19 protein-coding genes are annotated in these 20583 nt (G+C 38.0%); 4 read left to right on the top strand and 15 right to left on the bottom strand.

Annotated features, from left to right (window positions below; all coding sequences use genetic code 11):
• Nucleotides 1-22: 22 nt before the first annotated feature.
• The 3 genes from ASG01_RS15010 to ASG01_RS15000 form a co-directional block, all read right to left on the bottom strand.
• Nucleotides 23-2578, bottom strand: a complete 2556-nt coding sequence (locus ASG01_RS15010; protein WP_055865535.1) for a vWA domain-containing protein — start codon at nucleotides 2576-2578, stop codon at nucleotides 23-25.
• 12 nt (nucleotides 2579-2590) lie between these two features.
• Complete coding sequence (locus tag ASG01_RS15005; RefSeq protein ID WP_055865533.1) at nucleotides 2591-3109, bottom strand: RNA polymerase sigma factor; 519 nt, start codon at nucleotides 3107-3109, stop codon at nucleotides 2591-2593.
• A gap of 187 nt (nucleotides 3110-3296) precedes the next feature.
• Nucleotides 3297-4358, bottom strand: coding sequence for an NADH:flavin oxidoreductase (locus tag ASG01_RS15000; protein WP_055865530.1), 1062 nt, complete (start codon nucleotides 4356-4358; stop codon nucleotides 3297-3299).
• A gap of 135 nt (nucleotides 4359-4493) precedes the next feature.
• On the opposite strand from ASG01_RS15000, the gene ASG01_RS14995 reads away from it, so the two are divergent.
• Nucleotides 4494-4883: a winged helix-turn-helix transcriptional regulator gene (locus ASG01_RS14995; RefSeq protein ID WP_055865527.1), complete on the top strand. Its 390-nt coding sequence runs from the start codon at nucleotides 4494-4496 to the stop codon at nucleotides 4881-4883.
• On the opposite strand, the gene ASG01_RS14990 is transcribed toward ASG01_RS14995, so the two are convergent.
• A complete protein-coding gene (locus ASG01_RS14990) occupies nucleotides 4880-5221 on the bottom strand; it encodes a hypothetical protein (protein WP_055865523.1) in 342 nt (113 codons plus the stop codon). The genes ASG01_RS14995 and ASG01_RS14990 overlap by 4 nt on opposite strands.
• A 132-nt stretch (nucleotides 5222-5353) precedes the next feature.
• Nucleotides 5354-7786 (bottom strand): transketolase C-terminal domain-containing protein, encoded by a 2433-nt coding sequence (locus ASG01_RS14985; protein WP_055865522.1) that lies wholly within the window; start codon nucleotides 7784-7786, stop codon nucleotides 5354-5356.
• 139 nt (nucleotides 7787-7925) lie between these two features.
• Between ASG01_RS14985 and ASG01_RS14980 the strand changes: the two genes are divergently transcribed.
• Nucleotides 7926-8222: a hypothetical protein gene (locus ASG01_RS14980; protein WP_055865518.1), complete on the top strand. Its 297-nt coding sequence runs from the start codon at nucleotides 7926-7928 to the stop codon at nucleotides 8220-8222.
• Here ASG01_RS14980 and ASG01_RS14975 read toward each other — a convergent pair.
• The 4 genes from ASG01_RS14975 to queA form a co-directional block, all read right to left on the bottom strand.
• On the bottom strand, nucleotides 8219-9196 hold the full coding sequence (locus ASG01_RS14975; RefSeq protein WP_055865514.1) for a polyprenyl synthetase family protein: 978 nt from the start codon (nucleotides 9194-9196) through the stop codon (nucleotides 8219-8221). The genes ASG01_RS14980 and ASG01_RS14975 overlap by 4 nt on opposite strands.
• 71 nt (nucleotides 9197-9267) lie before the next feature.
• Complete coding sequence (locus ASG01_RS14970; protein WP_055865511.1) at nucleotides 9268-10146, bottom strand: hypothetical protein; 879 nt, start codon at nucleotides 10144-10146, stop codon at nucleotides 9268-9270.
• 37 nt (nucleotides 10147-10183) lie between these two features.
• Nucleotides 10184-11218 carry a 23S rRNA (adenine(2503)-C(2))-methyltransferase RlmN gene (gene rlmN, locus ASG01_RS14965; protein ID WP_055865507.1) on the bottom strand — a complete coding sequence of 345 codons (1035 nt, stop codon included), beginning with the start codon at nucleotides 11216-11218 and terminating at the stop codon, nucleotides 10184-10186.
• Between the two features lie 441 nt (nucleotides 11219-11659).
• Nucleotides 11660-12709, bottom strand: coding sequence for a tRNA preQ1(34) S-adenosylmethionine ribosyltransferase-isomerase QueA (gene queA, locus ASG01_RS14955; RefSeq protein WP_055865505.1), 1050 nt, complete (start codon nucleotides 12707-12709; stop codon nucleotides 11660-11662).
• A gap of 194 nt (nucleotides 12710-12903) precedes the next feature.
• On the opposite strand from queA, the gene ASG01_RS14950 reads away from it, so the two are divergent.
• The gene (locus ASG01_RS14950; protein WP_055865502.1) at nucleotides 12904-13596 is read left to right on the top strand and encodes an AIM24 family protein; all 693 of its coding nucleotides are present in this window, start codon (nucleotides 12904-12906) and stop codon (nucleotides 13594-13596) included.
• 41 nt (nucleotides 13597-13637) lie between these two features.
• On the opposite strand, the gene ASG01_RS14945 is transcribed toward ASG01_RS14950, so the two are convergent.
• From ASG01_RS14945 to ASG01_RS14925, 5 genes are all read right to left on the bottom strand, one after another.
• The gene (locus ASG01_RS14945) at nucleotides 13638-14306 is read right to left on the bottom strand and encodes a hypothetical protein (RefSeq protein WP_055865499.1); all 669 of its coding nucleotides are present in this window, start codon (nucleotides 14304-14306) and stop codon (nucleotides 13638-13640) included.
• Nucleotides 14303-14791: a DNA-deoxyinosine glycosylase gene (locus ASG01_RS14940; RefSeq protein WP_055865496.1), complete on the bottom strand. Its 489-nt coding sequence runs from the start codon at nucleotides 14789-14791 to the stop codon at nucleotides 14303-14305. Before ASG01_RS14940 ends, ASG01_RS14945 begins: the two co-directional genes overlap by 4 nt.
• Before the next feature lie 166 nt (nucleotides 14792-14957).
• Complete coding sequence (locus ASG01_RS14935; protein ID WP_055865494.1) at nucleotides 14958-16952, bottom strand: S9 family peptidase; 1995 nt, start codon at nucleotides 16950-16952, stop codon at nucleotides 14958-14960.
• A 210-nt stretch (nucleotides 16953-17162) separates the two neighbouring features.
• Entirely contained in the window at nucleotides 17163-17501 is a 339-nt protein-coding gene (locus ASG01_RS14930) for a phage holin family protein (RefSeq protein ID WP_055865491.1), read from the bottom strand.
• Nucleotides 17502-17569: 68 nt separating this feature from the next.
• On the bottom strand, nucleotides 17570-17992 hold the full coding sequence (locus tag ASG01_RS14925; protein ID WP_055865489.1) for a PaaI family thioesterase: 423 nt from the start codon (nucleotides 17990-17992) through the stop codon (nucleotides 17570-17572).
• A 260-nt stretch (nucleotides 17993-18252) separates the two neighbouring features.
• On the opposite strand from ASG01_RS14925, the gene ASG01_RS14920 reads away from it, so the two are divergent.
• Nucleotides 18253-19560, top strand: a complete 1308-nt coding sequence (locus ASG01_RS14920) for a DEAD/DEAH box helicase (protein ID WP_055865486.1) — start codon at nucleotides 18253-18255, stop codon at nucleotides 19558-19560.
• A 56-nt stretch (nucleotides 19561-19616) separates the two neighbouring features.
• On the opposite strand, the gene ASG01_RS14915 is transcribed toward ASG01_RS14920, so the two are convergent.
• A complete protein-coding gene (locus ASG01_RS14915; protein ID WP_117613470.1) occupies nucleotides 19617-20513 on the bottom strand; it encodes an SMP-30/gluconolactonase/LRE family protein in 897 nt (298 codons plus the stop codon).
• Nucleotides 20514-20583 lie beyond the last annotated feature (70 nt).

Here is a 20583-nt window from a genome sequence, read left to right as displayed (position 1 = left end):
GAAATTTCTTTTCAGGATTGATTTATTTAATCATATTTCGGTAAGCTTCAATGAGTCTCAGAAATTCAGCTCTATAACCGTCCTCATCATTTCCTCTGCCTTTTTTCGCCAGTTTTTCAACCTCCTTCAAATCTTTATTTTTTATTAAATCTGAATTTCTTAAAACCAAACCAAACCAAGCTACAGCAGAAGCAAATCTAAAATCATTACTTGCCGACGAGAAACTTTCATCAGAATTTTTCACCACCTGAAAAATTTCCGAACTCGTATCGCCATCAGGTCTTTTATATCTGAATTTTACGGTTGCCAGTTCATCATTAAAATTTTCATCATTTGTGTTTTTGGTGTATTTTAAATCAGATTCTTTCGGCAAAAACTCAGATTTCACATCTGTCGGAATGACTTCATACAAAGCCGTTACGGTGTGACCACTTCCTAATTCTCCTGCATCAATTTTATCGTTGGTGAAATCTTCATTCTTAAGTTTTCGGTTTTCGTAGCCAATCAGACGATATGATTTTACATATTTAGGGTTAAACTCAATCTGAATTTTAACGTCTTTGGCGATGGCATACATGCTTCCGGCAAATTCTTTTCGTAGGAATTTATTGGCTTGCTGCATATTGTCGATATACGCATAGTTTCCGTTGCCCTTGTTGGATAAAGTTTCCATACGGTTGTCTTTAAAATTTCCCATTCCGAAACCTAAACAGGTTAGAAAAACGCCGGAGTTTCTTTTCTCTTCAATCAAGGTTTGAAGGTCGTCCGTAGAAGATGTTCCGACGTTGAAATCTCCGTCAGTTGCGATAATGACACGGTTATTTCCACCTTTAATGAAATTTTCCTGAGCGAGTTTGTACGCTAATTCAATTCCCTGTCCGCCTGCCGTACTTCCGCCTGCCTGAAGTTTGTCTAAAGCTTCAATAATTTTATTTTTCTCTTGAGCTGAAGTCGGTGGCAAAATCATTCCGGCACTTCCGGCGTAAACTACAATTCCTACTTTATCGGTTGGCCGTAGCTGATCTAGAAGCACTTTGAAAGACGATTTCAGTAAAGGCAATTTATTGGGTTCATTCATCGAACCTGAAACATCGATCAGAAAAACAAAGTTTGAATTCGGCAGTTTTTCCATTGGTAATTCTTTGCCCTGCAAGCCTATTTTCAATAATTTATGCTTAGAATTCCAGGGAGAATCACTGTATTCTGTGTTGATTGAAAACGGCTGATTGTTTTTTGGCTGCGGATAATCATATTTAAAATAATTAATCATTTCCTCGATTCTCACTGCGTTTTTATTGACATATTCTCCATGGTTAATCATTCTTCGAATATTAGAATACGCCGCTTTGTCAACATCAATCGAAAAAGTAGAAACGGACTGATTTTTTGTCAGTTCAAAAGGATTTTCTACGAAAGCATCGTATTCTTCAGAATTTTGATGCGTTATCTGTCTTGCGCGGATGATGCTGTCCTGAACTTTCTGCAGTTGTTTAAAAGCTTTTTTCTCTCTTCTGGAAAGCTTTTTTGTAGTCACAACGACAACTCCGTTGGCGGCACGACTTCCGTACAAAGCTGTCGCAGAAGCATCTTTCAAAATCTGAACGCTTTCAATACTTTTGGGATCCATTTTACTTAAAAAATTTTCACTTTGAGGAACGCCATTTACAATAATCAAAGGTTGGTTTGCTCCTGATAAAGCCCGTGATCCACGAATTGTAATATTCTGATTGAAACCTGAGTTAATTTCTAAACCGCCAACTTTTCCACGGAGGGAATTTAATACATTGTTGTTGTAGGGCGTACTGTCGAAATAGCCTTTTTCGTTTCCTACGATTTGGTTGATTTTAGAACCTTGAATATAATTTAAATCAACTTTGCTCTCATTTCCTCTGCCTGAATTGTTGATTCTAATTCCGGACGCTCTTCCTGCCAAAGCACCGACCGCGTTGGGATTGGCGCTTTGAACTATCGAAGTACTTTCGATGACCTGATTTGCTCCAACTGTTGCATCACTTTTTTTCTTTAACCCAAGAGCTCCCGAAACAATAACTTCTCTTATATTTTGATGTTCATCATCTTTATCTAAAACTCCGTCATGGTCTGGTTCCATATAAGTTATATGATCTTTTGCAGCATTTGAATGCTGCGATGGTTGTTCATTATGGTAAATTGGAGAAATTACAGGTATAGGAATTATTGATTCATACGCTATCACTTCAGGTTTCTGAATTTCTTTTTGAACACTCAATTCCTTTTCAATATTATATTTTACCGTACTATCAATTATTTGAATGTCTGAATTCTCTTTAGGCGAAACTGTATTCTGAACCATCACAGTTTTCTTAATTTCAGAAACATCATTTTTATCAATAAAATAAAAAGCTCCCAAACCAATAATCAAGCTCGCCGCAATTCCGTAAGGAAACCAGATTGGTACAATTCGCTTTTTATTTTCTTTTTTATCTAATTTTTCTTCAACTTTTGCCCAAACCTTATCAAAACCCGGAAAAGTTGCAGGTTCTTCCACAGACTGAGAAGCCTCATTGAATTTTTTATCTATATTGTGATTGTTTTCCATTGTGTAAAAGTTTTAAATGTTGTGATTAACCAGAAGTTCCTGAAGTTTTTTCCGCGCAAAATTGAGTTGGGATTTTGATGTTCCCTCGCTGATGGAAAGCATAGTCGCAATTTCTTTGTGAGGATAACCTTCAATCGCAAACAGATTGAAAATCGCTCTGCAGCCTTCAGGAAGAAAATTCAGCAGCTTCAGAATGTCTTTTTCAAACGAAATACTGTCTGTTGGAGAGCCTGTAGATTCCACAAAATCTTCATCCAGAGAAATTTCAATCGCTTTCATACTTCTAAGCTTCTGCAAACATTCATTTACCGCAATTTTTCTTGCCCAGGCTTCGAAAATTTCATGATTCTGAAGTTGATTCAGCTTTGTGAAAATTTTATAGAACGTATCGGCCAATACTTCTTCGATGTCTTCATCATTTTTCAGATAGCGTTTGCAGACTGAGTACAGCTTGCCCGCCATTTTCTCGTAAACTTTCCGCTGGGCATTGCGGTCGTTCCGCTGGCATTCTATCAGTAATTGTTTTTCCATGGTCGGGCTTTATACTTTTATAGATGCACAAAATTTTTCAAAGGTTGGAAACAGTTTAAACTTTCTTTAAAAATAACTGAAATTAATTTCATTTAAAAAAAGAGAATTTACATTTAAAATAAAACAAAACGCGGCTTCCAGAAAATCTGAAAACCGCGTCTGCCAGTAAGAAATCTAACGATAAAATTTAATGCAAAACTGCAAGACTTGATGCCGAGAAATCGTGAATTTCTGACATTTTATTTTCTTTAATTTTTTGAACCCACTGCGGATCGCTCAGCAAAGCACGGCCAACGGCAACCAGATCAAACTCCTGATTATGCAGCCTTCTGATCAATTCTCCAAGATCACTTTTTTCCGAATTTTCTCCTGCAAATGCGCCCATAAAATCACCGTTTAAACCTACAGAACCCACTGTAATTGTCGGCTGACCTGTAATTTTCTTTGCCCAACCTGCAAAATTCAGTTCTGATCCTTCAAATTCTGCTTCCCAAAAACGTCTTTGCGAACAGTGGAATATATCAACTCCGGCATCCTTTAAAGGTAATAGCCACTCTTCCATCTCTTCAGGTGTCTGGGCTAATTTTGCTTTATAATCCTGTTGCTTCCATTGAGAAAGACGGATAATAATCGTGAAATCATCGCCTACGGCCGCTCTGATTGCCTTCACAACATCGACAGCGAATTTGCTTCTTTCTTTAAGTGTCTTTCCTCCGTATTCATCGGTTCTTGTATTGGTTACTTCCCAGAAAAACTGGTCAATCAGATAGCCGTGAGCACCGTGAATTTCCAGAACGTCAAAACCTAAATCTTTAGCCGATTTCGCTGATGCTGCAAACTGTGCAACCGTATCCTGAATATCTTCCAAGGTCATTGTAGAGGCTTTTTCCATCTCTACCAAAGGATAATCTTCCGAACTTCTCGTATCTCCAACATGCCAGATCTGAGGTCCCATCTTTCCTCCATTTTCGTGAACTGCATCGATCACATTTTTCCAGCCTTTTAAAGCTTCCGTTCCGTAAAAATCCGGGATATTCTGCAGATTTTTTGAAGCCGGACGGTTGATCACCGTTCCTTCAGAAATGATCAAACCCACTTCCGATTCTGCTCTTCTTGCATAATAATCTGTGATTTGCTGGGTGGGAACGCCATTATCAGACTGTGCTCTTGTCATCGGAGCCATTACAAATCTGTTTTTCAGTTCTAAATTTTTGTATTTGAAGGGTGCGAATAAACTTTCTGTATTCATGAGAATTTTTTATTTACTTTAATTGTTACACAAAGTAACTAATAATAGTTCGTTTTTGTATCTTCGCAGTTCAAAAAGTGGTAACCTATCAGTAACTTTTATCGGTTACTGGAAAGTAACAGAAAATTTTTAGATATGAAGAAAACCGAACTCATGAAATACAGCTGTCCGCTTGGCAAGGCGATGTCGGCACTTGGGAGCAAATGGAAACCTATTATTGTGCTGGTTATTAAAGACCGGAAACTGCGTTTTGGCGAACTCGCCGTGCGGATCAATGTGATCTCAAGAAAAGTACTGACCGATCAGTTAAGAGAAATGCACATCGACGGTTTGATTATTCGTGAAGAATTTAAAGAACTTCCGCCTAGAGTCGAATATTCGCTGACCGAGAAAGGTTTGGCGCTTTTGCCGATTTTATATCAGCTTGAAGAATGGGAGACGAAATACCATGTGTATGATGCGAAGAAAATAGATGAATGTAAAAGTGTTTTGGAAGGAAATAAACTTGGGAAGGCTATTGTTTAATTTTTCTGTAACTTATAAAGTTTAATCCCAACACTTTCGGGGTAACTTCCATTAATATAACTCACATAACCCTTCTGAATGATAGCTTTTGAGCCAGCTTTCGGAATGGAATCGTAATATTTAAAATAAATAGTGTCATTTTTTAATTCGTAATTTCCCTTGTACACATCTTCATCTCTCATCATTCCTCGAGAAATAAATTCAAAACTTTTATCATCATACATATTAAGATATATCCAACCTAAAGGAGCTTCATGGTCAGCTGACAAAACTTCTTTTTTTTCTTCTTTACAACTAATAATTAGTAGAAAAAGCAGATGAATAAAAATAAATTTCATGGTTTCTCTTTTTGATATATGATGACATAATAAAAAAATGAAATCAAAATTACAATTTCTATTTGATTAAAAGTAACACCTCAAAAAAACCGCTCTCCAAAGAAAGCGGTTTCAATTTTATCAAAATTCCTATTAGTATATCGCTGGATATTTCTGAGGATTTGTTTCATTAAATAAAGCATAAATTTTCTCCACCATATCGTCTGCAGATGGCTTAGAGAAATAATCTCCGTCGCTTGCATACGCTGGTCTGTGGTCGTTTGCAGCAATCGTCAACGGATCAGAATCTAAGAATCTGAACGCCTTTTGTTTTTCTATAATCTGCTGTAAAATAAAAGCCGAAGTTCCACCTTCTACGTCTTCATCAATAACCACCAATCTGTTGGTTTTCTTCACAGATTCTGCAATTTCGTGCGTTAAATCAAAAGGAATTAACGACTGCACGTCGATAACTTCTGCTGAAATTCCCAATTTTTCCAGTTCGTTTGCTGCTTCCATAACAATTCTCCAGGTCGATCCGTACGTTACCAAAGTCACGTCTTTTCCTTCTTTTGTCACTTCAATTTTCCCGACAGGAACCGTGAATTCACCCAAGTTATCCGGTTGTTTTTCCTTTAAACGATATCCGTTCAGACATTCAACAATCACGGCTGGATCGTCACTCTGAAGCATTGTATTATAAAATCCGGCTGCGATCGTCAGGTTTCTCGGTACCAAAACCAAAATCCCTTTAGACAGATTCAGAATTCCTGCCATTGGCGAACCTGAATGCCAAACTCCTTCGAGTCTATGACCTCTTGTTCTGATGATTACAGGAGCTTTCTGACCGCCTTTAGTTCTGTACTGAACGGTTGCCAAATCATCGCTCATTCCCTGCAAACAGTACAGAATATAATCTAAATACTGAATTTCAGCAATCGGTCTCAAACCTCTCATTGCCATCCCAATTCCCTGTCCGAGAATGGTTGCTTCACGGATTCCGGTATCAGCAATACGAAGTTCACCGTATTTTTCCTGCATGCCTTCAAGACCCTGGTTTACGTCACCGATATTTCCGGCATCTTCACCAAAAACCAAAGTTTCAGGATATTTTGTAAATATTTTGTCAAAATTATTTCTGATCACCACTCTGCCGTCAACATCTTCAGAAGAATCAGAATAAACCGGTTTAATTTCTTTTACATTTTCAGCTTTCCATTGAGACTGAGAATACAGGTGAGACGAGTAATTATCTTTTTCAACCTCAAAAATCTCATTGTATTTCTGCATCAACTGACTTCTCTCCGAAGAATTTGTACCTCTTGTAGCAAGCAGAGATTTTCTCACCAAATGGAAAATATCTTTTTTCGCTTTAGAAACCAGTTTGTTAAACGTTGCAATTTCCGTTTCAATAGCTGCGCTTTGGCTTTTCAGATTTTCTACTAATGGCAAAACTGATTTCGTCAGCTGTGTAATGGTATTCTGATAGTTTTCCCAGGCAGTTTTCTGTCCGGCCTTTACGCTTTTTTTCGCTTCCTCTTCAATAGCTTCAAGCTCTTCCGAAGTTGCAATAATCTCTTCTTTACCTTCAATTTCGATGGAATAATTTAAAACCCATTCTTTAAATTTTACCAATCCGTCAAAATCTGATTCCCAAGCCAGACGGTCTTCATTTTTATATCTTTCGTGCGAACCAGAAGTTGAATGTCCCTGAGGCTGAGTCACTTCAATAACATGAACCACGACAGGAACTGATTCTGTTCTTGCAAAATGTTCTGCTTTTGCGTATGCATCCAGTAAAGCCGGATAATCCCAGGCTTTCACCTGAATAATTTCACAACCCTGAAACTCACCTTCCTTTCTCTGAAAACCGCTCAACATCTCAGAGATATCAGCTTTTGCGCGCTGTTTCATCGTCGGAACCGAAATTCCGTAGCCATCATCCCAAATCGAAACAATCATCGGAACCTGAAGCGCACATGCAGCGTTTAAAGTTTCCCAAAAATGACCTTCTGCTGTAGAAGCATCACCTATCGTTCCAAACGCCACTTCATTTCCGCTGTCTGAGAATTTTTCTGAACCTTCAAACTTCACCGATTTATAGATTTTTGAAGCCTGAGCCAAACCTAATAATCTTGGCATCTGTCCTGCAGTCGGAGAGATATCCGAAGAAATGTTTTTCTGCGCCGTAAGATCTTTCCAGCTGCCGTCTTCGTTTAAACTTCTTGTCGCAAAGTGACCGTTCATCTGTCTTCCCGCAGACGCTGGCTCACGCTCAACGCTTGTATCGGCGTACAACTGCGCAAAAAAACTTTCTACCGAAAGCGCATCGATGGCCAGAGAAAAAGTCTGATCGCGGTAATATCCAGAACGGAAATCTCCGTTTCTGAAAACTTTTGCCATTGCAAGCTGCGGAAGCTCTTTACCATCCCCGAAAATACCGAATTTTGCCTTTCCCGTAAGCACTTCACGTCTTCCAAGATAAGACATTTCGCGCGAGATTCTACCAAGTTTATAATCTTCAAGTATTTGGCTTTTAAAGTCTTGAAATGAGATCTGCTGCGTTTCTATATAAGTTGTCTGCATAGCTGAATGTCGTCAGTTTTATAAGTTGAAGTAATTTTGCTAATATACAATTTTTAGATTAATTTTAATTTTCAATAATGTTTTTTAGCAAAATCGCAATCGTTATTTTTACCGCGAATTTAAAGGAAATAGAATTTTTATGAAAAGAAAATCACCACACATTCTCAACGCCAGCAGCAGTTTGCTGGGTTTCTCGTTATTGATTATCACCTCATTAAAAGTGAGCAATGCGAGTCAGCATACTTCTTTGGATGAATTTTCTGCAATTTCAGGAGTTTTATTCGCATGCAGTTGCCTCTTTTCATTTATGGCGATCAGATCAAAAACAAAAATTATCGAGAAAAAATTTGAAAATGTAGCCGATTATTTATTTCTAGCCGCGTTGTGTTGTATCGTGCTTGCCGTGATTATTATTACAACAAATGTAATTGACTAAAACTTTCTTTCAATCACATAATCGAGCATCATGTGCAGCGATTTTTTCACCTCAGAATCTGGGAATTCGTCCAGAATATTTTTGGCTTTCTGCTGAAAATCTTTCATCACCGTAATGGCATAATCCAGTCCACCGGAAGTTTTCACAAACTCAATAAGCTCTTTTACCCTTTTCTGATCGGTATTGTAGCGTTTTATCGTATTAAAATAATATTTCCGCTGATCTTCGCGTGCCGTCCGCAAACTATAAATAAGCGGTAAAGTCATCTTTTTTTCTTTGATGTCAATACCAACCGGCTTCCCGATCACATTCGAACTTAAATAATCAAAAAGATCATCTTTTATCTGAAAAGCCATTCCGGTAAAAGTTCCGAAATCATACATTTTTTTCGCAAGATCTTCATCTGCATTATTTGACAACGCCCCGATTTCACAGCAGGCCGCGATCAGCGTCGCTGTTTTCTGACGGATGATTTCAAAATAAACCTCTTCTGTAATATCAAGTTTTCTGGCCTTTTCAAGCTGCAGAAGTTCGCCTTCAGACATTTCTCTGATCGTTCTCGAAATCACTGTAAGCAAATCGTAATCTTTATGGTCAGTAGAAAGTAAAACCGCTTTGGAAAGAAGAAAATCTCCCACCAAAACTGCAATTTTGTTCTTCCATAAAGCATTGATGCTGAAAAAATTACGTCTTTTAAAACTTTCATCCACAACGTCATCATGAACTAAAGTTGCTGTATGAATCAGCTCAATCATCGAGGCACCACGATACGTTTTGGCATTCACTTCGCCGATGAGTTTTGCGCAGAGAAACACAAACATGGGTCGCATCTGCTTACCTTTTGTGGTCACAATGAAGCGCGTCACTTTATCCAGCAAAGCCACCCGGCTCTGCATTGATTCGTAAAACTTCTGCTCAAAAAGTTTTATTTCTTCATTAATGGGACGCTTGATTTCTTCTACAATGTTTGCCACAATCGGTGTTTACTGATAATTGAATATGTTGCACACAAAGATACTCGTTTTCGTACGATTTAAACGAATAATCACAGTTTGAGTTTTCCGTGCGGAATGAAGTATAAATAAGGCGCTGTTTTCTTAACCGGATTGACAAATTTCTCCGAAGAAATATAAATTCCGTTTCCGTTTACCGCGATTCCTTCGATCTGACCGACGCCGAGTGCACTTCCCAGATAAAATTGTTTAGGTCTGTTTTTAAAGAAAATTCCGGGTTCGGTTTCATCAAAAACATCCAAAAAAACCTCGGTCTTTTTTGTGTAACCAACGACATACAGTTTTCCATTAAAGTAGGAAGCATCGGTTACCAGAAAATTTGTCTGAAAACTTTCAACCTTTTGCGCTGCCTGATTCTCACTGTTTGCCGGATCTAAAATATAGTGCGCTGTCGTCTTTGAAGTCCATTCTTTAGTGAAAATGTGAATTTTTCCATGCAAATAAATCATCGATTCCAGATCAAAATCTGTCGAGATCTTTTGTGGGTTAAAATCTTTCTGTTCGGGATAATAAAAAGGCAAGATCTGAACCTTAGTATTGTCTAAAATTCCATCGGCGTAAGGAATTTTATAAATTTTTAAATCAGTTCTTTTTCCGGCATTGTTGCCAAAATCTCCAATGAAAAAGTTTTGTCCATCGTTGGCAAGCGCTTCCCAGTCGGTGTTTTCGGCATTTGCTTTAAAAGTTTTTAAAATCTTTCCCGATTTTGGATCGATTTTAAAAAGTTCAGCGGGATTTCCACTGTCGTTAAAAGTAAAAAGATCATTTCCGAAAAAATTGAGTCCCGAACTTTCTTTTATGGTATCATTTAGAACAGCAATCCTAAATTTTTTTAGCTTAAAAATTTCGCTTTTCTGCGCGTGAAACCCCACCGAAAGTGCAATCGCAAGAGAGAGAAGTAGTTTTTTCAAAATATATATTTTTGAATTTTGCCGTTGAAGAGAGAATCTATTCCGCAGTTTTGTTGGCAAGCTGACCGCATGCGGCATCAATGTCTCCGCCACGGCTGCGACGAATCAAAACTGTGATTCCGGCGTGTTCAAGTTGGCGGACATAGTTTTCCTCTGCCTGCTTGTTGCATTGGTCGTATTTTCCGTCACCGATTGGGTTGTACTGGATCAGATTCACTTTAGAAGGAATCTGTTTACAGAATTTTATTAACGCTTTAATATCTTCATCGCCGTCATTAATATCCTTCCACACGCAGTATTCAAAAGTAATTACTGAGCCGGTTTTTTTGTACCAGTATTGAAGGGACTCCATGATATCAGTCAGTGGAAATTTATCCGAAAACGGCATAATTTCGTTCCGTTTTTTCTCGATCGCAGAATGTAAGGAGAGCGCCAGTTTTACTTTAAGCTCTTCATCAGCAAGCATTTTGATCATCTTTGGAATTCCAGAGGTGGAAACCGTGATTCTGCGCGCCGACATGCCTAAACCTTCCGGCTGGGTGATTTTTCGGATGGCTTCAACGACGTTTTTGTAATTCATCATCGGCTCGCCCATTCCCATAAACACGATATTGGAAAGCGGTCTGTCGAAATACATTTTGCTCTGGCTGTCGATCAAAGCGACCTGATCTACAATCTCTGCAACTTCAAGATTCCGCATCCTTTTCAACCTTGCGGTAGCACAAAATTCGCAGTTTAATGAACATCCAACCTGCGAAGAAACGCAAGCCGTCGTTCTTGATTCTGTTGGAATTAAAACAGATTCTACGAGCAATCCATCGTGTAGTTTTACGCCGTTTTTAATGGTTCCGTCTTTGCTTTTCTGAAGCAGATCTACAGAAACCGGATTAATCACGTACTCTTCAGAAATGCGGTCGCGAAGGGTTTTTGAAAGATTTGTCATCTCATCAATCGAGTGGAGATTTTTACTCCACAGCCAATCGTAAACCTGCTTCGCCCGGAAGGGTTTTTCGCCCAAAGATGCAAAATAATCTTTAAGCTGATCGAGTGATAAAGTGCGGATGTCTTTCATTTATGTAAGAGTCAAGGTAAAAGAAACAAGTCCAGGACTAAATTAAAAGTTTACATTTTGTATTGTTAACAATCGCGGCTAAAATATTTTTCAGTTCACTGCTTTCTCTAAGCAAAATATTAAAATCGTCAGAATCAAAACTGTCTAAATCTTTAAGAACAAGAAGCCAATAATTACTCTTACGAGCTTCTCTCAAAGCAATTTATACTTTATTTTTAAAATCCGCCTTTGATGATCCTGCCTGCTATTCTTCATAATGTGCGCCGACAGAGGTTGCTGATTTTCTGATCCTAGAATCGTATTAATTTACTTTCAGAATCATTTGGAAGTTTTCTTAAAAACTTCAGACAATTGACTCCGAAAGTAAATGTCATGAAAAGTAAACCGTTCCGTTTTATTTTGAAACTTTTACTTTTAACCTGGCTGTTTTTACTTATAATATTATATAATCAGCATCGCGTCGCCGTACGAGTAGAATTTGTATTTTTCTTTCACCGCTTCTTCGTACGCATGCATAATAAAATCTTTTCCTGCAAAAGCGGCAATCATCATCAGAAGCGTCGATTTTGGCGTATGGAAATTGGTAATCATTGTATTGGCAACTCCGAAATCATGCGGCGGATAGATAAATTTATTAGTCCAGCCACGGAATTCTGAAATCTTCTTGTTTGAAGAAACAGAAGTCTCAATCGCTCTCATAGTCGTAGTTCCCACAGCGCAAACGCGTCTGTTTTCTTCCACGGCTTTATTGATGATTTCAGCATTTTTCGCATCGATGATGATCTCTTCAGATTCCATTTTATGCTTTGAAAGATCTTCCACTTCGATTGGGTTAAAAGTTCCCAAACCTACGTGCAGTGTCACTTCAGCAAAATCGATCCCTTTTATTTCCAGTCTTTTCATCAGATGTTTTGAGAAATGCAGACCAGCCGTCGGTGCCGCAACGGCGCCTTCTATTTTCGCATAAATCGTCTGATATCTTTCGGCATCTTCCGGCTCAACTTCTCTTTTAATATATTTTGGAAGCGGTGTTTCGCCCAAATCTTTCAGTTTTGATCTGAATTCTTCATACGAACCGTCAAAAAGGAATCTCAATGTTCTTCCTCTTGAAGTCGTATTGTCAATAACCTCAGCCACCAAAGACTCGTCTTCTGTGAAAAACAGTTTATTACCGATTCTGATTTTTCTTGCCGGATCCACCAAAACATCCCAAACACGTGTTTCTTTATCTAGTTCTCTCAAAAGGAAAACCTCAATTTTCGCCCCTGTTTTTTCTTTATTTCCGTACAAACGCGCCGGAAAAACCTTGGTATTGTTGAAGATGAAAAGATCCTTCTCGTCGAAATAATCGACAACGTCTTTGAATAATTTATGTTCTATGGTTTGCGTCTTTCTGTCAAGAACCATCAGTCTCGCTTCGTCGCGATGCTCGGAAGGATGTTCTGCCAAAAGTTCTTCAGGAAGGTCAAAATTGAAATCAGATGTCTTCATTTTTTTAAATTACGGTTTAAAAATTATAAAAACTACGGAATGTAATTTTTAGAGTTGCAAATATACGACATAGAAAAGCCTTTGTCAAGTGCTAAGTTTTAATGTGCTGCTTTCTACAACTTTACAAAAGTTAATTTTAAAGTCATACAAAAGAAAGATAATAACAGTATTTTCGGGATGACAAAACAATTGCTATGAGTAAATATTCTTTAGAAGAATTTGTAAAAGAAACCAAAGAAAATCCATTAGAAAGAGATTATTTTGAACTTGAAAAACCGGCACTTTTAGAAATCAACCTCAACAGTCAGGCGGTCTGGACAAAAACCGGAAGTATGGTCGGTTATGTAGGAAACATCAACTTCGAAAGACAGGGAATGCTCTCCGGCGGAATCGGAAATTTAATTAAAAAGGCAATCAGCGGCGAAGGTTCACGGTTGATGAAAGCCGAGGGAACCGGAAAATTGTATGTGGCCGATTCCGGCAAAAAAGTAAGAATTCTCTATCTGAATAACGAAACGCTTTTTGTGAACGGAAACGATGTTCTAGCGCACGAACAAAGCATTAAAAGCGACATCACGATGCTTAAAAGCATTGCAGGAATGATGTCCGGCGGTCTTTTTCAGGTAAAACTTTCCGGGACAGGTCACATTGCGATCACCACGCATGGCGAGCCGCTTACCTTAATGGTAACGCCCGATACACCGGTTTTTACAGATCCCAATGCCACGGTTGCTTGGTCTGGAAATCTCAGTCCGGATCTGAAAACCAATGTTTCTTTTAAAAGTCTCATGGGACGCGGAAGCGGTGAAGAATTTCAGATGAAATTTTCTGGAAACGGCTGGGTTTTGATACAGCCGTATGAAGAGATTTATGTGGTGGCTAAATAGGAAAAAGATAAAAGAAAAGCAGGATAATCTCCTGCTTTTTATTAAAATTTTAATTGATCCTTAGAAATAATTAAGTCAAGATTTTGCGGTTCGACCGCTTCCAGTTTGTAACTCACTACCGCACCATCGAATTTATTTGTAGCGCTTTTTACAATATAATTTTCTTTAAAATCAAGCTTTTTATAAATCTCTTGGTAATCAAAAAGTTTATTCAAAACAAAAGAAGAAAGGTCGGCATCAAATTTTGCAAATTCTACCCTTGCTTTTGAGGAAGGATTTTTCATTCTTTTATTTCTAAATTCCTTAATTGAATACTCGAACAAACCATCTTGTTGCGAAATCAGCTCTGATGAAAAAAATCTGCGGTTAAAATCTTCCTCAAACTGTTTTTTCACACTTTGTATTTTTACAGAATACAAATACTCAAAATGTTCATTCTTCAAAGGAAAGGATATGTTTTTCACATTGAAGAAATGTGTGATTTCTTTATCATAATCCACAATCGTTGCCGTTGTTTTTTTGTTTTCATATCGAAATTTCATTTCGTATGCGTGAGCTTTTGAATCTACTAGGAACTGATAATCCCTTGTATCGGTATTATGGTTTCGGGTCAATTCGCTTTTGTAGTAGAGATAATAATCAAAATGATACGTCTGTGAGAAAATCGCCAGGCTGTAAAGCAGTAAAAAAGTGGTCAGTAATTTTTTCATAAATATTTTTTAATTATTCTCCAATCCTCCAGTTTTCTTTCAAAAGAAATCGTGTGTAGCGGACTCGTAGACGGCAGTAAAAATACCGGAATTTTAGAGTCTTTTCCTAAAATTTTTTGTGCATTTTTAAATGATTTTCCGCCGTTGCAAAAGATGGCTTTAATATTTGTATGCTTATCTAAAAGTTCTTCGATCTGGTTTGCTTCTTCGTTTTTGATTTCAGAATCCAAGCTTCCCTTCCGCTCGCAGGAATCGATGACGTCCCAAAGTGCAATATGATGATTTTTTAAAATATTAATTTTTTCAATGTAGTCATCTGTAAATTCTTCATTAAAAATTTTAAAAATAATTTTCCAGAATTTATTCTGTGGATGTGCGTAATACTGCTGTTTTTCCAAGGATTTTCCGCCGGGAATTGAACCTAAAATCAGAATTTTAGAATCGCTGTCAATAATCGGCGGGAAAGATGAAATCCTGTTTTCCATGATTTAAAGATAAAGATTTTGCTTAAAAAAAGTCAGTTTAAAGCAATAAAAAAGCGGACTGCTGCCCGCTTTTAGTGATAAATTATTCTGATAATCTGTCGTTTTTATTAACCACTCCGTCAAAAATTTTTCAAATTTTTGCCACCCCTCCAATGGAGGGGAATTTTTACAAAGTTTCTTTCAGCCAGTCAAAAAATTCTCTCTGCCAAACCAAACCGTTCTGAGGTTGAAGAACCCAATGGTTTTCGTTCGGGAAATACACAAATTTTGATTTCAAACCTCTCAGCTTAGCAGCCTGAAAAGCTTCCTGACCCTGTTCGTACGGAACTCTGTAATCAATTCCACCCTGAAAAATCATAATAGGTTTGTTCCATTTATCTACAAAATTGCTCGGATTAAAATCAGTATACGCTTTGGGCAAAGGCTTTTCCCACGGTGAACCCAAATCCCAGTTGGCAAACCAAAGTTCTTCGGTTGTTAAATACCACGATTTCATATCAAACAATCCGTCGTGCGCGATGAACGTTTTGAATCTGTTGTTGTGAACTCCAGCCAGCATGAAAACGCTGTAACCACCGTAGCTCGCGCCAACTGCAGCCACTCTTTCACCATCAACATACGGTAATGTTTTTGCGAAATCTGTTGCCGACAAATAATCTTTAATCGGCTGCCCGCCCCAGTCCTTCGAGATTGCTTCGTTCCATTGTGTTCCCCAACCCGGCATTCCGCGGCGGTTTGGTGCAACAACGATGTAGCCGTTGGCAGCCATTAAAGCAAAATTCCATCTGGTGCTGAAAAATTGCGTTAAAGCAGATTGCGGACCGCCCTGACAATAGACTAAAGTGGGATATTTTTTATTCGGATCAAAGTCGGGCGGATAATGAAACCACACGCCCATTTCTTTTCCGTCGGTTGTTTTTACCATTTTCAGTTCCGATTTCCCTAAAGTCAATTTAGAATACATCTCTTTATTGGCTTCGGTAATCTGCTTTAATTCTCCATTTTTAAGGTTAACCGAAAAAATTTCTGATGCGTGGTTGATGTCTGTTTTCGAAACTAATAATGAAGATTTCTGGTCTGCAAAAATTTCATTCACATCAAAATCACCTTTGGTAATCTGCTGAACTTTTGAATCTTTAGGATTTAAAGAAAAAAGCTGTTTTGTTCCTCTGAAAGCCGCTGTAAAATAAATCGATTTTGAATCGCCGCTCCAGAAAACATCTCCTGTCACAGATTCGTCCCACGCCTTTGTAAGATTTGAAGTTTTACCAGACTTCCAGTCCATCAGTTTAATGTCGTTTTTATCTGCTTCAAAACCGTCGCGCTCCATACTTTGCCAAACCAAAGATTTCCCATCCGGACTGAATTTTGGATTTAGATCATAACCTTTATTGGTTTCAGTTAAATTTTTAGTCGTTCCTGAGGCCAAATCATACGCAAAAATATCGGTGTTGGTGCTTGTAGAATATTCTTTTCCACTTTTTGGTTTTGTAACGTATAAAAGCTGAGCAGAATCCGGACTGAAAATAAAATCTTCCGCGCCACCGAATGGTCGCTGCGGAGAATCCCACATTTTTCCTTCCAGTAAATCTTTCGCAGAATCAACGTTTGAAGAGGTGTTTACCACAAAAACGTGATTGTATTTTCCTTCATTAAAGTAATCCCAGTGTCTGTGATTCAAATCTGTATAAATCTGTGCAGTTGTTTTGGGAGTGTCGGAATATTTGTCTTTTCCCATTATTTTTTCCACCAAAACCTGTTTGCTGAAGGCAATTTTCTTTCCGTCCGGAGAAATTACGATGTTATCAGCTTCACCGATCGTGTAAAATTCTGTCCATGTTTTCCCGCTGTCTTTTGACAGGAAAATCTTGTCGCCTTCCTGCGCATATAAGCCGTTTTTATCCCACTGAATAAGTGATTTTTTACCCAAATCAATTTTAGAAGTCTGGTTATTCGACACATTAAGAAAAAAACTTTCGTTCTTTGTTTTCTCGGTTTTAAGATCAACCTGTCCGACTTTATAAATCAGTGAAGACTGGTCTGGAGAAACCGCCTGAACTCCCACTTTTTTTAAAGTCCAGAGAATCTCGGGTGTCATCAGTTGTTGTGCATTCATTACAAAAGGCGCTGCCAAAGCGAGCAGGCTGTATTTTAGTTTCATATTGTTTTGCTTTACGGTAAAGTTTCGGAGTTTAATACTAAAACTCTGCTGTTGATAATTTAAGAAATTCAAATTTATGTAAATACGATTACATTTCAACGCTATGATGACTTCTAAAATCTTGTTTAGAATTAGATAATAAAAGATTTATCACAAAAAAAATTGCCAGTCTTCACGATTGGCAATTTTGTTTTATAATGGTGTGTATGATCAGTCATTCAACATAGAGTTTGCGAGCGACGTGATGAAAGACAGTAGAATACTGAAGATAAATGCCCACCAGAAGCCGTCTACCTGCATGCTGTCGATAAAATAATCGGCAAGCAGAATAATCAAAGCATTAATGACGAGCGAGAAAAATCCCAGCGTGATGATCGTTAAAGGCAAACCAAAAAGGCTTAGCACAGGTTTTACGATTAAATTCAGAAGCGACAGGACGATGGCAAAAATGATTGCCGTTCCGAAACTGTCAAAGTGTACTCCTGAAAGAATTCTGGTTAATAAAATCGCGACAATTGCGGTGATGAGAAGTCGGAAAATAAGATTCATAGTTTATTATTTTTAGATTGATCTGTGTACAAAAGATATTCCAGAAAGAAAATGGAATATCTCATGTTTTATTTAATTCTCATCATCGTTACCAGCGAGGTCGCAACATGGGTTTCCTCCTGATTTTCGTTATTAACGGTATAGATTTCTGTGCGGATGGTGCTGATCTTTTTTCCGCCTTTAATGACGTAAGATTTTGACAGCAATGCTTCGCCAACTGCAGGCCGCAGATAATTTACTTTCAGTTCGACCGTCACTACATAACAGTCGTTTTCGTAATGCGTGACCGCGGCATAACCCGATGAAGCATCGACCAGTGAGGCAATCATCGCCCCGTTGAACATTCCTGCAGTGCGTGTCATCAGCTGCATTTTCGGAACTTTAATGGAGATAAAATCTTTTTCCATGGAAACGATTTCTGCTTTGTAGAATTGCAGTGTTTCAGATTTTGCGAAGCTGTCGGTGACGAGTTTTCTTTTTTCGGGAGACATGGAATGTGGATTTTAGTGTTTGGTTGTTGGTTCTGCAAATTTCTTTAAAATAATTAGAATGACAGAAAAATGTAGTGTGCAGTCCCCGGTTTTTTCTGATACTGAAACCAACAGCTATGATAAGAAAATCAATCATTACGAACAGCGAATCAAGTACAATTCACTATCTTTCAGTACTTTACTTCAGTTTAGTATGAGGTTACGATTGCTTAATCATTAAGTGAGAACAAATTTTCCTCTAAATCTCCTACCTTTGCCGCATGGAATTGGAAGCGATCTACAAAAAACTGCAGATTCAGGATATGAATCAGATGCAGAAATCTACTTATAAAACAACGGAAAACAATACAGATGTTGTTTTACTTTCTCCTACCGGTTCTGGGAAAACACTGGCTTTTCTGTTTCCCGTTCTAAGAAATCTGAAGAAAGAAGCGACAGGAATTCAGGCTTTAATTGTGGTTCCGGCAAGAGAACTGGCTCTGCAGATTGAGCAGGTTTTCAAATCGATGGGAACAGATTTTAAAGTAACGGTTTGCTATGGTGGTCACGATAAAAAGATTGAAATGAACAATCTTAAGGAAGCTCCTGCTGTATTGATCGGGACTCCGGGAAGAATCGCATACCACATGATAAATAAAAATCTTGATGTGAAGACCATTAAAAATCTCGTTCTTGATGAGTTTGACAAAGCTTTAGAGCTTGGTTTTCATGATGATATGGAATATATTATCGAAAACATGTACAATCTTTACCAGAGAATTCTGACTTCGGCGACATCGATGAACGAAATACCGAAATTCACAGGTCTGAAAGATGAAAAAATTGTTGATTTCCTGAAATTAGGTGAAAATAAACCTGATATTCAGTTGAGAAAAGTAATGACGACTTCTGAAGAAAAACTGGATACTTTATTTCATCTGATCTGTAAAATAGGAAATAAAAGAACACTGATTTTCTGCAATCACAGAGAAGCTGTTGACCGCATTTCTGATCTTTTAGGTGAAAAAGGAATCGACAGAGAGACCTTTCACGGCGGGATGGAACAGGATGAAAGAGAGCGTGCACTGCTGAAATTCAGAAACGATACGGCGAAGGTTTTAATCACAACTGATTTGGCGGCGAGAGGTCTTGATGTTCCGGAAGTTGAATCGATCGTTCATTATCAGCTGCCGACCACCGAAGATGCTTTTATCCACCGGAACGGACGAACCGCAAGAATGAATGCGAAAGGTTCGGTTTATCTCATTATGACGGCTGAAGAAAAATTTCCGTTCATCAAAAAAGACACGCCTGAAGAATCGGTGACTGAATTTTCTAAAGTCCCGGAAAACTCCCCTTTCCAAACCGTTTACATCAGCGCCGGAAAAAAAGACAAGGTAAACAAAGTGGATATCGTAGGATATTTAATCAAAAAAGGTGAACTGGAAAAAGAAGATTTAGGTCTTATTGAAGTAAAAGACACAACTTCTTACGTTGCTGTTTCAAGAAAAAAAGTCAAAGATTTACTGAAAAAATTAAGCACCGAAAAGCTGAAAGGCAAGAAAGTGAAAATGGAAGTGGCTTATTAAATAAAAACAAGGCTAAGATATCGTCTTTAGACTGATAATGAATCTCAGTCTGAAATTTATTTCATTCTCTTTGTATTCGTTTTTACCGTGTATACTGATTTGGAGGCGGTGATAAAAAGAATATTTCCTTTTTCTCCACCGAAAGTCACATTACCAGTCCATTCTTCCGGAATATTGATGTGTTTTATTTTCTCACCTTTGGCATTAAAAACAGTTATACCATCACCTGTTAAGTAAAGATTTCCATGTTCGTCAAGCGTCATTCCATCGCTTCCCATTTCGCAAAACAGTTTTTTTTCAGAAAGTTTTCCTTCACCTAGAATATCGTAAACATAGGTTTTCTTGCCGTCGATATCCGAAACATAGAGTTTTTTCTGTTTAATGCTTCCGATAATACCGTTGGGCGCTTTGAAGGTTTCAATTTTAATGACTTCGCCATTTTTAAAACGGTAATAGAGATCTTTTTCCGGAATTTCTTCTTTAAAATCAACCCAATAATCGCGTCTGTACAAAGGATCAGTAAAATAAATTCCGCCAAACTGATCGAGCCACAAGTCATTCGGGCCATTCAATCTTTTTCCTTTAAAACCCTGCATCAGAACTTCCACAGACTGATCTTTTGAAATCCGCCAGATTTCACCTTTCTCATCTGAGCACGTCAGCAAACGGTTTTCTTTATCAAAATAAGTTCCGTTGGCTCGGCCGGTTTTATTCATAAATTCTGTCACAGCATTGGTTTTCCAGTCCCAAACATAAATTTTATCATTCGGCTGATCGGTAAAATACACATTGCCTTCAGAATCTGCCGACGGACCTTCCGTAAATTTAAACTGATCGGAAACCAGCTTCGGTTCTTCATTTTCAAATATCATAGTCTGGCTATTGATGGTTTTGCACTGTATGGCAACCAAAACCAAACCAACAGCGGTCATCAACGGTTTAAATTTCATCATGCGCAAAGATACAACCGACGGCCAGACTTGCATTAAGGCACAAAAAAAATTATCTTTGAAGATTCCTGAA

This window comes from Chryseobacterium sp. Leaf180 (assembly GCF_001424585.1).
Taxonomy (GTDB): domain Bacteria; phylum Bacteroidota; class Bacteroidia; order Flavobacteriales; family Weeksellaceae; genus Chryseobacterium.
This window is presented reverse-complemented; position numbering and strand designations above follow the sequence as displayed.

What these genes read in the sequence shown, in the direction of transcription:
- rlmN (WP_055865507.1), bottom strand. Translation starts at nt 11,218, where the DNA reads ATGAAAGACATCCGCACTTTATCACTCGATCAGCTTAAAGATTATTTT.
- ASG01_RS14950 (WP_055865502.1), top strand. Translation starts at nt 12,904, where the DNA reads ATGAGTAAATATTCTTTAGAAGAATTTGTAAAAGAAACCAAAGAAAAT.
- ASG01_RS14930 (WP_055865491.1), bottom strand. Translation starts at nt 17,501, where the DNA reads ATGAATCTTATTTTCCGACTTCTCATCACCGCAATTGTCGCGATTTTA.
- ASG01_RS15010 (WP_055865535.1), bottom strand. Translation starts at nt 2,578, where the DNA reads ATGGAAAACAATCACAATATAGATAAAAAATTCAATGAGGCTTCTCAG.
- ASG01_RS14940 (WP_055865496.1), bottom strand. Translation starts at nt 14,791, where the DNA reads ATGGAAAACAGGATTTCATCTTTCCCGCCGATTATTGACAGCGATTCT.
- ASG01_RS15005 (WP_055865533.1), bottom strand. Translation starts at nt 3,109, where the DNA reads ATGGAAAAACAATTACTGATAGAATGCCAGCGGAACGACCGCAATGCC.
- ASG01_RS14935 (WP_055865494.1), bottom strand. Translation starts at nt 16,952, where the DNA reads ATGAAACTAAAATACAGCCTGCTCGCTTTGGCAGCGCCTTTTGTAATG.
- ASG01_RS14920 (WP_055865486.1), top strand. Translation starts at nt 18,253, where the DNA reads ATGGAATTGGAAGCGATCTACAAAAAACTGCAGATTCAGGATATGAAT.
- ASG01_RS14980 (WP_055865518.1), top strand. Translation starts at nt 7,926, where the DNA reads ATGAAAAGAAAATCACCACACATTCTCAACGCCAGCAGCAGTTTGCTG.
- ASG01_RS14925 (WP_055865489.1), bottom strand. Translation starts at nt 17,992, where the DNA reads ATGTCTCCCGAAAAAAGAAAACTCGTCACCGACAGCTTCGCAAAATCT.
- ASG01_RS14995 (WP_055865527.1), top strand. Translation starts at nt 4,494, where the DNA reads ATGAAGAAAACCGAACTCATGAAATACAGCTGTCCGCTTGGCAAGGCG.
- ASG01_RS14985 (WP_055865522.1), bottom strand. Translation starts at nt 7,786, where the DNA reads ATGCAGACAACTTATATAGAAACGCAGCAGATCTCATTTCAAGACTTT.
- ASG01_RS14915 (WP_117613470.1), bottom strand. Translation starts at nt 20,513, where the DNA reads ATGATGAAATTTAAACCGTTGATGACCGCTGTTGGTTTGGTTTTGGTT.
- queA (WP_055865505.1), bottom strand. Translation starts at nt 12,709, where the DNA reads ATGAAGACATCTGATTTCAATTTTGACCTTCCTGAAGAACTTTTGGCA.
- ASG01_RS14945 (WP_055865499.1), bottom strand. Translation starts at nt 14,306, where the DNA reads ATGAAAAAATTACTGACCACTTTTTTACTGCTTTACAGCCTGGCGATT.
- ASG01_RS15000 (WP_055865530.1), bottom strand. Translation starts at nt 4,358, where the DNA reads ATGAATACAGAAAGTTTATTCGCACCCTTCAAATACAAAAATTTAGAA.
- ASG01_RS14990 (WP_055865523.1), bottom strand. Translation starts at nt 5,221, where the DNA reads ATGAAATTTATTTTTATTCATCTGCTTTTTCTACTAATTATTAGTTGT.